This window comes from Klebsiella sp. GW_Kp182 (assembly GCF_040062275.1).
GTDB lineage: Bacteria > Pseudomonadota > Gammaproteobacteria > Enterobacterales > Enterobacteriaceae > Klebsiella > Klebsiella michiganensis.
The window spans coordinates 39907-53260 of record NZ_JBEAFQ010000003.1 but is presented as its reverse complement, the minus strand read 5'-3'; the positions used below and the strand labels follow the sequence as shown (position 1 = coordinate 53260).

General features: G+C 56.5%; 11 protein-coding genes. 8 read left to right on the top strand and 3 right to left on the bottom strand.

The features are described 5' to 3' along the window. Nucleotides 1-4: 4 nt before the first annotated feature. The 6 genes from fruB to ABLU88_RS04665 all read left to right on the top strand — a co-directional run bounded on the left by fruB (nt 5) and on the right by ABLU88_RS04665 (nt 7314). Nucleotides 5-1135, top strand: a complete 1131-nt coding sequence (gene fruB / locus ABLU88_RS04690) for a fused PTS fructose transporter subunit IIA/HPr protein (RefSeq protein ID WP_004852698.1) — start codon at nt 5-7, stop codon at nt 1133-1135. Beyond that, a complete protein-coding gene (gene fruK / locus ABLU88_RS04685; RefSeq protein WP_004103928.1) occupies nt 1136-2074 on the top strand; it encodes a 1-phosphofructokinase in 939 nt (312 codons plus the stop codon). 16 nt (nt 2075-2090) lie between these two features. Next, nucleotides 2091-3779 carry a PTS fructose transporter subunit IIBC gene (gene fruA, locus ABLU88_RS04680; RefSeq protein ID WP_014230167.1) on the top strand — a complete coding sequence of 563 codons (1689 nt, stop codon included), beginning with the start codon at nt 2091-2093 and terminating at the stop codon, nt 3777-3779. Between the two features lie 325 nt (nt 3780-4104). Continuing rightward, nucleotides 4105-5040 (top strand): pseudouridine kinase, encoded by a 936-nt coding sequence (locus ABLU88_RS04675; protein WP_254539906.1) that lies wholly within the window; start codon nt 4105-4107, stop codon nt 5038-5040. Then, nucleotides 5033-5968 (top strand): pseudouridine-5'-phosphate glycosidase, encoded by a 936-nt coding sequence (locus ABLU88_RS04670; protein WP_004852691.1) that lies wholly within the window; start codon nt 5033-5035, stop codon nt 5966-5968. The genes ABLU88_RS04675 and ABLU88_RS04670 overlap by 8 nt, the downstream gene beginning before the upstream one ends. 95 nt (nt 5969-6063) lie before the next feature. Continuing rightward, nucleotides 6064-7314, top strand: coding sequence for a NupC/NupG family nucleoside CNT transporter (locus ABLU88_RS04665; RefSeq protein ID WP_014230164.1), 1251 nt, complete (start codon nt 6064-6066; stop codon nt 7312-7314). 31 nt (nt 7315-7345) lie between these two features. Here ABLU88_RS04665 and ABLU88_RS04660 read toward each other — a convergent pair whose 3' ends face one another. The 3 genes from ABLU88_RS04660 to ABLU88_RS04650 all read right to left on the bottom strand — a co-directional run bounded on the left by ABLU88_RS04660 (nt 7346) and on the right by ABLU88_RS04650 (nt 10442). Next, complete coding sequence (locus tag ABLU88_RS04660) at nt 7346-8437, bottom strand: sugar kinase (RefSeq protein ID WP_014839060.1); 1092 nt, start codon at nt 8435-8437, stop codon at nt 7346-7348. A gap of 1 nt (nt 8438) precedes the next feature. After that, nucleotides 8439-9296, bottom strand: a complete 858-nt coding sequence (gene nfo / locus ABLU88_RS04655) for a deoxyribonuclease IV (RefSeq protein ID WP_014230162.1) — start codon at nt 9294-9296, stop codon at nt 8439-8441. A gap of 96 nt (nt 9297-9392) precedes the next feature. Continuing rightward, a complete protein-coding gene (locus ABLU88_RS04650) occupies nt 9393-10442 on the bottom strand; it encodes a YeiH family protein (RefSeq protein ID WP_014230161.1) in 1050 nt (349 codons plus the stop codon). A 173-nt stretch (nt 10443-10615) separates the two neighbouring features. On the opposite strand from ABLU88_RS04650, the gene yieE reads away from it, so the two are divergent. Both yieE and ABLU88_RS04640 read left to right on the top strand, forming a co-directional pair. After that, nucleotides 10616-11482 carry a DNA-binding transcriptional regulator YeiE gene (yieE, locus tag ABLU88_RS04645; protein ID WP_014839059.1) on the top strand — a complete coding sequence of 289 codons (867 nt, stop codon included), beginning with the start codon at nt 10616-10618 and terminating at the stop codon, nt 11480-11482. Nucleotides 11483-11641: 159 nt separating this feature from the next. After that, on the top strand, nt 11642-13111 hold the full coding sequence (locus ABLU88_RS04640; protein WP_004852681.1) for an amino acid permease: 1470 nt from the start codon (nt 11642-11644) through the stop codon (nt 13109-13111). Nucleotides 13112-13354 lie beyond the last annotated feature (243 nt).

Here is a 13354-nt window from a genome sequence, read left to right as displayed (position 1 = left end):
AACCATGTTCCAGTTATCTGTGCAGGATATTCATCCCGGTCAGCAGGCCGGTAATAAAGAAGAGGCTATTCGTCAGGTTGCCTCCGCGCTGGTCAGCGCGGGCAACGTGGCAGACGGCTACATCAACGGGATGCTGGCTCGCGAGCAGCAAACCTCCACTTTCCTTGGCAACGGTATTGCGATTCCGCACGGTACCACCGACACCCGCGATCAGGTACTGAAAACCGGCGTTCAGGTGTATCAGTTTCCGCAGGGCGTGACCTGGGGCGAAGGGCAAACCGCCTACGTCGCCATCGGTATTGCCGCCAGCTCGGATGAACACCTGGGGCTGCTGCGTCAGCTGACCCACGTGCTGAGCGACGACTCCGTTGCTGAACAACTTAAGTCCGCGACGACCGCTGAAGAGCTGCGCGCCCTGTTGATGGGTGAAAAGCAGAGCGAAGCGCTGAAGCTGGATAACGAGACGCTGACCCTGGACGTTGTCGCCAGCGACCTGCTGACCCTGCAGGCGCTGAATGCCGCTCGGCTGAAAGAAGCCGGCGCGGTCGATGCTTCCTTTGTTAGCCGTACGATTAATGATAAACCGCTGAACCTCGGTCAGGGCATCTGGCTGAACGACAGCACCGAAGGCAACCTGCGCAGCGCCGTTGCCGTCAGCCGCGCGGCCAGCGCCTTTACCAGCGATGAGCAGCCGGTTTCTCTGCTGATCACCGTCGCGATGGCCGATGACCAGCCAACTGCGGTGCTTAATCGCCTGAGCAATTTGCTGCTCGACAAAAAAGCTGACCGTTTGCTGAAGGCTGATGGTGCCACGCTGCTGGCGCTGCTGACCAGCGACGACGCGATTGCGGAAGATGTTCTCAGCGCGGAATACGTTATCCGCAACGAGCACGGGCTGCACGCGCGTCCCGGCACGATGCTGGTTAATACCATTAAACAATTCTCCAGCGACATTACCGTCACCAACCTTGATGGTTCGGGCAAACCGGCCAACGGCCGCAGCCTGATGAAAGTCGTGGCGCTGGGCGTGAAAAAAGGTCACCGCTTGCGCTTTACCGCGCAGGGTGAAGATGCGCAGCAGGCGCTGGATGCGATTGGCGAAGCGATCGCCGCAGGCCTTGGGGAGGGCGCATAAATGAGCAGACGTGTCGCAACGATTACTTTAAACCCGGCCTATGACCTGGTGGGTTTTACCCCGGAAATTGAACGCGGTGAGGTTAACCTTGTTCGCACTACCGGTTTGCACGCCGCAGGGAAGGGGATCAACGTTGCAAAAGTGCTGAAAGATCTCGGTATCGACGTCACCGTTGGCGGTTTCCTCGGTAAAGACAATCAGGATGGTTTTCAGCAGCTGTTCAGCGAGCTGGGCATTGCTAACCGTTTTCAGGTTGTTCAGGGCCGTACCCGTATCAACGTCAAGCTGACGGAGAAAGACGGCGAAGTCACCGATTTCAACTTCTCCGGCTTTGAAGTCACGCCGGGCGACTGGGAGCGTTTTGTTAACGATTCCCTGAGCTGGCTGGGCCAGTTCGATATGGTTTGCGTGAGCGGTAGCCTGCCGTCTGGCGTCAGCCCGGAAGCGTTCACTGACTGGATGACCCGTCTGCGCAGCCAGTGCCCGTGCATCATTTTTGACAGCAGCCGCGAAGCGCTGGTTGCCGGTCTGAAAGCGGCGCCGTGGCTGGTTAAACCTAACCGCCGCGAGCTGGAAATCTGGGCGGGCCGCAAGCTGCCTGAAATGAAAGATGTGATTGAAGCCGCTCATGCGCTGCGTGAGCAGGGAATTGCCCACGTGGTTATCTCCCTTGGCGAAGAAGGCGCTCTGTGGGTTAACGCATCCGGAGAGTGGATTGCCAAGCCGCCTTCCGTTGAAGTGGTAAGCACCGTTGGCGCCGGTGACTCCATGGTTGGCGGCCTGATTTATGGCCTGCTGATGCGTGAGTCCAGCGAACATACGCTGCGCCTGGCAACGGCAGTTGCCGCGCTGGCGGTGAGTCAGAGCAATGTCGGTATTACCGATCGTACCCAGTTGGCCGCAATGATGGCGCGCGTCGACTTACAACCCTTTAATTAACAGCAGGAGAGGCATAATGAAAACGCTGCTGATTATTGATGCCGGGCTTGGACAGGCTCGCGCCTATATGGCGAAGACCCTGTTAAGCACTGCGGCGCAAAAAGCGCAACTCGAACTGATTGATAACCCGAACGACGCTGAGCTGGCGATTGTGCTGGGCACGGCGCTGCCGGCCGACAGCGCGCTGAACGGCAAAAAGGTCTATCTCGGCGATATTAACCGCGCCGTAGCGCACCCGGAGCTCTTCCTCGGTGAGGCCAAAAGCCATGCAACGCCTTACAGCGCCCCGGCCGCTGCCGCTGTACCCGCAGCGACCAACGGTCCGAAACGCATCGTAGCGGTCACCGCCTGTCCGACCGGGGTGGCGCACACCTTTATGGCGGCGGAAGCGATTGAAACCGAAGCCAAAAAACGCGGCTGGTGGGTGAAAGTTGAAACGCGCGGCTCCGTGGGCGCGGGCAATGCAATCACCCCGGAAGAAGTTGAACAGGCGGATCTGGTGGTGGTGGCTGCCGATATCGAAGTGGATCTGGCGAAATTCGCCGGTAAGCCGATGTATCGCACCACCACCGGTCTGGCGCTGAAGAAAACCGCTCAGGAGCTGGATAAAGCCGTTGTTGAAGCGAAACCGTATCAGCCTGCGGGTAAATCCCAGGCCGCGGCGGAAGGCAAAAAAGAGTCCGCTGGCGCCTATCGCCACCTGCTGACCGGCGTGTCGTACATGCTGCCGATGGTGGTGGCGGGCGGTCTGTGTATCGCGCTCTCCTTCGCTTTTGGTATTAAAGCCTTTGAAGTGAAAGACACCCTGGCCGCCGCGCTGATGCAAATCGGTGGGGGCTCAGCCTTCGCGCTGATGGTGCCGGTACTGGCGGGCTTTATCGCCTTCTCCATCGCTGACCGTCCGGGCCTGACGCCGGGTCTTATCGGCGGTATGCTGGCGGTAAGCACCGGGTCCGGCTTTATCGGCGGTATCATCGCTGGTTTCCTTGCCGGTTACGTGGCGAAAGCGATCAGTACGAAGCTGAAACTGCCGCAAAGTATGGAGGCGCTGAAGCCAATCCTGATCATTCCACTGGTTTCCAGCCTGATCGTAGGTCTGGCGATGATTTACCTGATTGGTAAGCCCGTTGCCGGGATCCTCGAAGCGTTGACCCACTGGCTGCAAACCATGGGCACGGCGAACGCGGTTCTGCTCGGTGCAATCCTCGGCGGTATGATGTGTACCGACATGGGCGGCCCGGTGAACAAAGCGGCCTACGCCTTTGGTGTTGGCTTGCTGTCCACCCAAACTTATGCGCCAATGGCGGCCATTATGGCGGCGGGTATGGTTCCACCGCTGGCGCTGGGTCTGGCGACGCTGGTTGCGCGTAACAAGTTCGACAAAGCGCAGCAGGAAGGCGGCAAAGCCGCTCTGGTTCTCGGCCTGTGCTTTATCACCGAAGGCGCGATTCCGTTCGCTGCTCGCGACCCGATGCGCGTCCTGCCCTGCTGTATCGTTGGCGGCGCGGTCACCGGCGCGATGTCCATGGCGGTCGGTGCTAAGCTGATGGCGCCGCACGGCGGTCTGTTCGTCCTGCTGATTCCTGGCGCGATTACGCCGGTACTCGGTTATCTGATGGCGATTGTCGTCGGTACGCTGGTCGCAGGGCTCTCCTACGCGGTGCTGAAACGTCCTGAAGTTCAGGTAGTCGAAAAAGCAGCCTGATCGACCTATTAAATCGTTCTCAAGGGCAGAGTCTTCTCTGCCCTTTTTTTATGCCTCATCTCCTCCCGCTCATCCTGCCGTATGTGCTCTCCTTCGCATTTTTAAACTGTTTAAAAACCATACGGGTCATTTTTTGTGATTTTGTTCATGTTCATATGAAATCCCTCTTGCTGACCTCTTTACTTTAAAAACATTGCGCTTAACATAAACACATGTTCACATTCAAACATGTGTTTGTTGGGGGGGTAATGAATGGGAGTATGCTTATTTATTGATATTCAATAATTCCACTGCCATAGCATTTTTTATGCTGGAGGGTATTTTTATGCCTGAAAATGATTACGTTGTAATTATTGGATCGGCAAATATGGATGTTGCTGGTTATTCCAATGTATCGTTGAACTATGCGGATTCTAACCCCGGGAAAATAAAATATACTCCCGGCGGCGTAGGGCGAAACATTGCGCAAAACATTGCCTTGTTAAATAAAAAAGCGTGGCTATTATCGGTTGTCGGTGACGATTTTTATGGCCACTCTCTATTAAAACAAACGGCCCAGTCCGGGGTTCACGTCGATAAATGTCAGGTTATCCATGGGGAAGGTACTTCAAGCTATTTATCGCTGCTTGATAATACCGGTGAAATGCTGGTGGCGATTAATGATATGAGCATCACAGAACATATTACGCCAGCGTTTTTAAGACAGCATCAAGATTTTATCCGCAACGCTGCGGTGATTGTCGTTGATTGCAATATCAGCGAGGCCGCTCTCGCCTGGCTGATGGAAAATAGCGGCGCAACGCCCGTTTTTGTCGATCCGGTTTCAGCCTGGAAGTGCGTGAAAATCAGCCAGCATCTGGGGCGTATTCACACCCTGAAACCGAACCGAATTGAAGCTGAAACGCTGAGCGGCATCGCGCTGTCCGGCACGGATGACGTCGCGCGCGTTGCCGACTGGTTTCATCAGCGTGGCCTGAAGCGCCTGGTGCTGAGCATGGGCGGCGACGGGGTTTACTACAGTGAGAAAGAGGGCGAACGCGGCTGGTCAGCGCCGCTGAAAACTCAGGTCGTTAACGTCACCGGCGCCGGTGACGCCATGATGGCCGGCCTTGCCTGCTGCTGGCTCGACGGCTGTTCATTTTCGCAAGCGGTGAAGTTTGCTCAGGGATGCTCTTCTCTGGCGCTCTCATCGGAATTCACCAATAACCCTGAATTATCTTACGCCAACGTAAAAAAGGTAGTGGAGAAAGAATATGTCTGAATTAAATATTTCCTCTGAATTATTACAGGTTTCTGCGGAAGTCCAGCAGGCGTTGAAAAATAATCAGCCAGTAGTGGCGCTGGAATCGACCATTATTTCTCACGGCATGCCATTTCCGGAAAATGCGCAAACGGCGCTGGAAGTAGAAGAAACCATTCGTCGCCAGGGGGCGGTGCCGGCAACCATTGCGATTATTCATGGCGTCATGAAAGTTGGCTTAAGCCGTGAAGAAATTGAACTGCTGGGTCGCGAAGGGCATAACGTCGCCAAAGTTAGTCGTCGTGATTTACCCTTTGTTGTCGCCGCGGGATTAAATGGCGCGACCACCGTGGCGTCCACCATGATTATTGCCGCAATGGCCGGGATTAAAGTCTTCGCTACCGGCGGTATTGGCGGTGTACATCGCGGAGCCGAGCACACGTTTGATATTTCCGCCGATTTGCAGGAGCTGGCAAATACCAACGTCACCGTCGTCTGCGCCGGTGCAAAATCTATTCTCGATCTCGGTTTAACGACCGAATATTTAGAAACGTTTGGCGTTCCGCTTATTGGTTATCAAACCTCTGCGCTGCCGGCATTCTTCTGCCGAACCAGCCCGTTTGACGTCAGCATTCGCCTCAATAGCGCCAAAGAGATCGCCAAAGCGATGGCGGTGAAATGGCAGTCGGGTCTGAATGGCGGCATGGTGGTGGCGAACCCCATTCCTGAAGCGTTCGCGATGCCGGAAGAGAAAATCAACGCCGCCATCAACCGGGCGGTGAAGGAGGCGGAAGAGCAGGGCGTGGTGGGGAAAGCGAGTACGCCGTTCCTGCTGGCCCGCGTAGCGGAGCTGACCGGCGGAGACAGCCTGAAATCCAATATTCAGCTGGTCTTCAACAACGCCATTCTGGCCTGCGAGATTGCCAAAGAGTATCAGCAGGTAGCCTGACGACAGTTGCGGGCCGTTTGCGGTTGCCCGCCCCGATATCAACGATACCGAAAGCCTGGCCCACGCCGGGTTTTCCACCAGGTAAGGATATCATTATGGACATCATGAGAAGTCTTCTGGGGATGGTGGTGTTGCTGGCCATTGCCTTTGCGCTGTCAGTCAATAAAAAACGCATCAGCGTCAGAACGGTAGGGGCGGCGCTGCTGCTGCAAATCGTCATTGGCGGGGTGATGCTCTACTTTCCGCCGGGCAAGTGGCTGGTCGAGCAGGCCGCGCTTGGGGTACATAAAGTCATGTCCTATAGCGACGCCGGAAGCGCGTTTATTTTTGGTTCACTGGTCGGCCCGAAGATGGACGTGCTGTTTGACGGCGCCGGCTTTATCTTCGCCTTCCGCGTGCTGCCCGCCATCATTTTTGTCACCGCGCTGATAAGCCTGCTTTACTACCTCGGCGTGATGGGGCTGCTGATCCGGATTCTCGGCGGCATCTTCCAGAAGGCGCTGAATATCAGCAAAATTGAGTCTTTTGTCGCCGTGACCACCATTTTTCTTGGGCAAAATGAGATCCCGGCGATCGTCAAACCGTTTATCAACAAGCTCAACCGCAATGAGCTTTTTACCGCGATTTGCAGCGGGATGGCGTCGATCGCCGGGTCGATGATGATCGGCTATGCCGGTATGGGCGTGCCGATTGATTATCTGCTGGCCGCTTCGCTTATGGCTATCCCCGGCGGGATTCTGTTTGCCCGTATGCTGAGTCCGGCAACCGAAGCATCCCAGGTCACTTTCGACAATCTCTCCTTCACCGAGACGCCGCCGAAAAGCGTTATCGAGGCGGCGGCGTCAGGGGCGATGACCGGCCTGAAAATTGCCGCCGGGGTGGCAACGGTAGTGATGGCGTTTGTGGCGATTATTGCTCTGCTGAACGGTATTATCGGCGGCATTGGCGGCTGGTTTGGCTACGGTCACGCCACGCTGGAGGGAATTTTCGGCTTCCTGCTCGCGCCGCTGGCATGGATTATGGGCGTTGACTGGAGCGATGCGACGCTGGCGGGCAGCCTGATTGGCCAAAAGCTGGCGATAAACGAATTCGTCGCCTACCTCAACTTTTCACCCTATCTGCAAGCTGGCGGCAATCTGGACGTGAAAACCGTTGCGATCATCTCGTTCGCGCTGTGCGGTTTCGCCAACTTTGGGTCGATCGGCGTGGTTGTCGGGGCGTTTTCGGCCATTTCACCGCAGCGCGCGCCGGAGATTGCCCAGCTTGGGCTGCGCGCCCTGGCGGCGGCCACGCTCTCTAACCTGATGAGCGCCACCATTGCCGGGTTCTTTATTGGCCTGGCATAACAGGCTGCGCGCACCGCGCCTGCGGTGCGCGCTACGCCACGCCGGGAAGTAAATTGAGCGCGTTATCAACGGACAACGAGGGGTTGTTGATACCGTCGCTGGCGCGGGTGATGGCGGTGCAGGCCATGGCGAAAGCGACGCTTTCTTTAAAGTCGCTACCGTCGAGATAGCTATAAAGTAGCCCTGCCATTAGCGCATCGTCGGCGCCGAAGCTGTCTATCGTCGTATGGTCCGGCAGACTCATCCGGAAGCGTTCACCCCCTGCTTCGCTACAGAAAACAGCGTCGTCTTCCGAGCAAATCACCACCCGCTGAGTTCCCCTTTCGTGCAGCCATGCTAGCGCCCGATCGCGATCCGCGTCGTTTTCGATAGCCTGTCCCCATAGGATCTGGAGTTCGCGCAGCGTGGGCTTGAGGGTGTGGATCTTCCCCAGCCATGGGCGAATGCGGTGCGCTTTAAACTCGGACACGGTATCAACAAATACCGGGATGCCGTTAGCCAGGGTAAATACCCACTCCAGCGACTGCTCCGTCAAATTACAATCGACCAGAACGACGCCGGCATGCGTCAGCAGATCCCGGTACTGATTCAGCAGCTGGGGCGTGAGCGACTGTAAAATATGCGTATCGTTAATCGCCAGCACCGTCTCTTCCTGCGGGTTAGCGATGGAGAGGTAGGTGGCGGTGTTATGGCCGTGCAGGCGGATACAGCTTTGCACGTTAACGCCCGCCTGGCGGGTTTGCTCCAGCAGCGTTTCGCCGTAAAAGTCGCTGCCGACGGCGGAAATCAAATGCACATCGCGGCCCAGCAGCGCCAGGTTATGCGCGATGTTCCGCGCCACGCCGCCGGCAGAGCACTGGATATTCCCCGGGTTGGAGACCGGTTGAGGATAATGAATATCGGCAATTCCGCGGATATCCATATTCACCGCGCCCAGCGAGACGCAGTACTCCTGCTCGGTAAGGATGTAGCCTTTGCCCTTGATGGCCCCCTTACGCGTGAGGTCCATAATATGCGCGGCCACGCGGGAGCGGCTAATCTGCAGAATATCGGCAATCTCATGCTGCTGAATTAGCGGATTGCGCCGCAAAATTTTGAGGATCTGCTTTTCCCTGTCGTTCATATCAGACCGTGGCCTCTTCCGTTTGCTGCGCCCGCAGCCAGGCGATCTCTTCCGCCCAGATATCAGGATTGATCGTTTCCAGAATCAGCGGGATACCGTCAAAGCGGCGGTCCTGCATAATCCAGCGGAAAGCATCATGGCCAATATTGCCTTCACCCAGGCTGTGGTGACGGTCAACGCGGCTGGCGAACGCGCTTTTCGCATCGTTCAGGTGCATACCGCGCAGATACTGGAAACCCACAATTCGGTCGAAATCAGCGAAGGTTTTTTCGCACTCTTCGGCGCTGCGCAGGTCGTAGCCGGCGGCGAAGGCGTGACAGGTATCAATGCACACGCCGACGCGTGATTTATCTTCCACTCCGTCGATGATGGCCGCCAGATGCTCAAACTTAAAGCCCAGGTTACTGCCCTGGCCGGCGGTGTTTTCAATGACCGCCGTGACGCCTTCGGTTTTTGCCAGCGCGATATTGATCGATTCGGCGATACGCGCCAGACATTCGTCTTCCGGTATTTGCTGCAGATGGCTACCCGGATGGAAATTCAGCAGCGTCAGGCCGAGCTGCTGGCAGCGGGAGAGTTCATCAATAAAGGCATCGCGGGATTTTTCCAGCGCGTCCTCAACCGGATGACCGAGGTTTATCAGATAGCTGTCGTGCGGCAGAATTTGCCCCGGGCCGAACTGGTACTTTTCGCAGGCGGCTTTAAATTCAGCAATGGTTTCGTCGCTCAGAGGGGCGGCGCGCCACTGGCGCTGGTTTTTGGTAAAGAGGGCAAATGCGGTCGCGCCGATTTCGGCTGCGCGAATGGCGGCGTTGGCTACACCGCCGGAGGCGCTGACGTGCGCTCCAATATATTTCATAAAAAAACTCCAGTTAAGCCGCTGGGGGGAGGGTAATGATAGCGGCTTAGCCGGAGAGTTACATCATCCTTAATACAACCTGAGTAGCGAGGGGCTTCAGGCCATCAGGCTATGAATGGCCAGGTTAATCGCGCCGCCGCCGACAATCAGCCAGACGAAGAGCATCAGCGCCATCAGCAGCGGTTTGGCGCCGGCTTTTTTCAGCGCGCTGACGTGGGTGGTCAGGCCGAGGGCGGCCATCGCCATCGCCAGCAGTACGGTATCCAGCGTGACCAGCATATCGACAACCGCTTTCGGCAGCAGGTGGAAGGAGTTAAACACCGCCACCAGAATAAACAGGATCGCAAACCACGGAATGGTGATTTTACTTTTCTCACCGCCGTTTGCCGGGGCTAATTGCTTCACGCGCGCGGCGAGGAACAGCAGGAACGGAGCCAGCATCATCACGCGCAGCATTTTTGCAATCACCGCCGCGTTTTCCGCATCCGGACCCACCGCGTGGCCTGCCGCGACAACCTGAGCAACCTCATGCATCGTCGAACCCATATAAATGCCGTAGGCTTCCGGCGTGAACCAGTGCGCCAGGAAGGGATAAATCGCCGGGTACAGGAAGATGGCAATGGTACCGAAAATCACCACCGTGGCGACGGCGACCGTGACTTTGCTGGCCTCCGCTTTGACGACCGGTTCCGTCGCCAGTACCGCTGCCGCGCCGCAGATGCTGCTGCCGGCGCCAATCAGCCAGCTGGTATGTTTATCGAGGCCGAAAACCTTTTGCCCAAGAAAACAGGCGATCAAAAAGGTGCTGGAAAGCGTCAGAACGTCAATCACGATACCGCCGACGCCGACGTCGGCAATCTGGGCGAACGTCAGGCGAAAGCCGTATAAGATGATGCCGAGGCGCAGCAGGTGCTGCTTGGCAAAAATCACGCCGCCGTCGCAGGGCTGCCAGATTTTCGGGTAAACCGTGTTACCGATGACCATGCCGAATAAAATGGCCAGCGTGAGGGCGCTGAAGCCCGCGCCGGCGATAGCCGGAAAGCTACCGGCCCACAGCGCTGCGCCGGTGAGCAGGGCGGTGAGCGCCAGTCCAGGTGCAAAGTGCCGCAATGGGCGATGTTTAGTCGGTAAAGTGAGTGCTGTCATAACCTTCTCCTTTGTCTGGGAAAAGCATACGACTCGCTGGTTTAAATATAAAATTGATTATATATTTATAATTAATCGAAATAAGTGGTAAAAACGCGGTTTCGCGGTTTGAGAACGATGGGCCTCAGCCTCACGCCGCGGATCGCGAGTCGTCTATAAAGGCAGGAAAAAATATGCATATCACGCTACGTCAGCTGGAAGTTTTTGCTGAAGTTTTAAAAAGCGGATCGACCACTCAGGCGTCGCAAATGCTGGCGCTTTCCCAGTCGGCGGTTAGCGCGGCGCTGACCGAACTGGAAGGGCAGCTGGGGGTGCAGCTCTTTGACCGCGTAGGGAAAAGGCTGGTGGTCAACGAGCACGGCAGGCTGCTTTATCCGCGGGCGCTGGCGCTGCTGGAGCGGGCGCTGGAGATAGAGCAGCTGTTTCGCGGCGACAACGGCGCGATCCGCGTCTACGCCAGCAGCACCATCGGCAACTATATTCTGCCGGAAATCATTGCGCGCTATCGACGCGATCTGCCGGATTTACCCCTGGAGCTGAGCGTGGGCAATAGCCAGGACGTGATCAATGCGGTGGCCGATCTGCGCGTGGATATCGGGCTGATTGAAGGTCCCTGTCACGCCGCGGATATTATCGCCGAACCCTGGCTGGAAGATGAGCTGGTGGTCTTTGCCGCGCCGGATTCGCCGCTGCTGGCAGGGGAGGTGACGCTGCAACGGCTGGCGGAAGCGCCGTGGATTTTACGCGAGCACGGCTCCGGGACCCGGGAAATCGTCGACTATTTATTACTCTCGCATTTACCGGCGTTTCATCTTGGGATGGAGCTGGGCAACTCGGAAGCCATCAAGCACGCGGTACGCCACGGTCTGGGCATTAGCTGCCTGTCGCGACGCGTGGTGGCGGAGCAGCTTGAAGTCGGATCGCTGGTGGAGCTGACGATTCCGCTGCCGCGCTTAACCCGCACCTTGTGGCGCATTCATCACCGGCAGAAGCATATTTCCAAGGCATTACAGCGGTTTCTGCATTATTGCGACGTGTAAAAGCGGACGCCACGCGCGCTGGCGTTTTCGGGATTTCATGCTTTACTAATAATCCATGCTCGATCATGAAGCTCTCTTATAACTTTGCAATTGTATCGGATGGATCACAGACACTCTGCTACAATCTCGCCTCGTTTTTTGGATGGATAGCATTTTCACATGGTTTCGGATACTAAAACCACAGAAGCGCCCGGTTTACGTCGTGAACTGAAGGCGCGCCACTTGACCATGATCGCGATTGGCGGTTCCATAGGTACAGGTCTTTTTGTTGCCTCTGGCGCAACGATTTCTCAGGCGGGCCCGGGTGGGGCGCTGCTCTCTTATATTCTCATCGGCCTGATGGTTTATTTCCTGATGACCAGCCTCGGCGAGCTGGCGGCGTTTATGCCGGTGTCCGGCTCTTTTGCCACCTACGGGCAGAATTACGTTGAGGAAGGCTTTGGCTTCGCACTGGGCTGGAACTACTGGTACAACTGGGCGGTGACCATCGCCGTTGACCTCGTTGCCGCTCAGCTGGTGATGACCTACTGGTTCCCCGATGCACCCGGCTGGGTCTGGAGCGCGCTGTTCCTCGGCATCATGTTCCTGCTGAACTGGATCTCGGTAAAAGGCTTTGGTGAAGCGGAATACTGGTTCTCGCTGATCAAAGTGGCCACCGTCATCATCTTTATTATTGTCGGCGTGATGATGATCTTTGGCATCTTTAAAGGCGCACAGCCTGCGGGCTGGAGCAACTGGGTTGTCGACGATGCGCCGTTTGCCGGCGGCTTTGCGGCGATGATTGGCGTGGCGATGATTGTCGGCTTCTCGTTCCAGGGAACCGAGCTTATCGGCATCGCGGCCGGCGAGTCGGAAAACCCGGAGAAGAACATTCCGCGCGCCGTGCGGCAGGTGTTCTGGCGTATCCTGCTGTTCTATGTGTTCGCCATCCTGATTATCAGCCTGATTATTCCGTATACCGACCCGAGCCTGCTGCGTAACGACGTGAAAGATATTTCCGTCAGCCCGTTCACGCTGGTCTTCCAGCACGCGGGGCTGCTGTCGGCGGCGGCGATTATGAACGCGGTTATTCTGACGGCGGTACTGTCGGCGGGTAACTCCGGGATGTACGCGTCCACCCGCATGCTCTACACCCTGGCCTGCGATGGCAAAGCGCCGCGTATTTTCTCTAAGCTGTCTAAAGGCGGCGTGCCGCGTAATGCGCTGTATGCCACCACGGTGATTGCAGGGCTGTGCTTCCTGAGCTCGATGTTCGGTAATCAGACCGTTTACCTGTGGCTGCTGAATACCTCCGGCATGACCGGCTTTATCGCCTGGCTGGGGATTGCCATTAGCCACTATCGCTTCCGTCGCGGCTACGTGCTGCAGGGGAACGATCTCAACGATCTGCCGTATCGTTCCGGCTTTTTCCCGTTGGGGCCGATCTTCGCTTTCGTGCTGTGCCTGATCATTACCCTGGGCCAGAATTACGAAGCGTTCCTCAAAGATACCATCGACTGGGGCGGCGTGGCGGCAACCTATATCGGCATTCCGCTGTTCCTGGTGATCTGGTTCGGTTACAAGCTGGCGAAAGGAACGCGTTTTGTGCGCTACAGCGAAATGAAGTTCCCGGAGCGTTTTAAAAGCTAAGGTCAGCTGACGCCGTAAGATAAAACCCTCTCATCGAGAGGGTTTTTTTATGTCTGCGATTCTTACATGTTGATACAGTTATTCATAATTTTATTGATAATTGTAATCATTATCTTTATCATTTCCACCAAATTCAGGATGAAGCCAATCCCCGTATCTTGCAGAGGGTCAGACTGACAAGGGGCGACCAGCCACATCTACTGTAAAAAATTGCGCGCATACGCCGTTAGAGCGCTATGCCGA

What these genes read in the sequence shown, in the direction of transcription:
- fruB (WP_004852698.1), top strand. Translation starts at nt 5, where the DNA reads ATGTTCCAGTTATCTGTGCAGGATATTCATCCCGGTCAGCAGGCCGGT.
- fruK (WP_004103928.1), top strand. Translation starts at nt 1,136, where the DNA reads ATGAGCAGACGTGTCGCAACGATTACTTTAAACCCGGCCTATGACCTG.
- fruA (WP_014230167.1), top strand. Translation starts at nt 2,091, where the DNA reads ATGAAAACGCTGCTGATTATTGATGCCGGGCTTGGACAGGCTCGCGCC.
- ABLU88_RS04675 (WP_254539906.1), top strand. Translation starts at nt 4,105, where the DNA reads ATGCCTGAAAATGATTACGTTGTAATTATTGGATCGGCAAATATGGAT.
- ABLU88_RS04670 (WP_004852691.1), top strand. Translation starts at nt 5,033, where the DNA reads ATGTCTGAATTAAATATTTCCTCTGAATTATTACAGGTTTCTGCGGAA.
- ABLU88_RS04665 (WP_014230164.1), top strand. Translation starts at nt 6,064, where the DNA reads ATGGACATCATGAGAAGTCTTCTGGGGATGGTGGTGTTGCTGGCCATT.
- ABLU88_RS04660 (WP_014839060.1), bottom strand. Translation starts at nt 8,437, where the DNA reads ATGAACGACAGGGAAAAGCAGATCCTCAAAATTTTGCGGCGCAATCCG.
- nfo (WP_014230162.1), bottom strand. Translation starts at nt 9,296, where the DNA reads ATGAAATATATTGGAGCGCACGTCAGCGCCTCCGGCGGTGTAGCCAAC.
- ABLU88_RS04650 (WP_014230161.1), bottom strand. Translation starts at nt 10,442, where the DNA reads ATGACAGCACTCACTTTACCGACTAAACATCGCCCATTGCGGCACTTT.
- yieE (WP_014839059.1), top strand. Translation starts at nt 10,616, where the DNA reads ATGCATATCACGCTACGTCAGCTGGAAGTTTTTGCTGAAGTTTTAAAA.
- ABLU88_RS04640 (WP_004852681.1), top strand. Translation starts at nt 11,642, where the DNA reads ATGGTTTCGGATACTAAAACCACAGAAGCGCCCGGTTTACGTCGTGAA.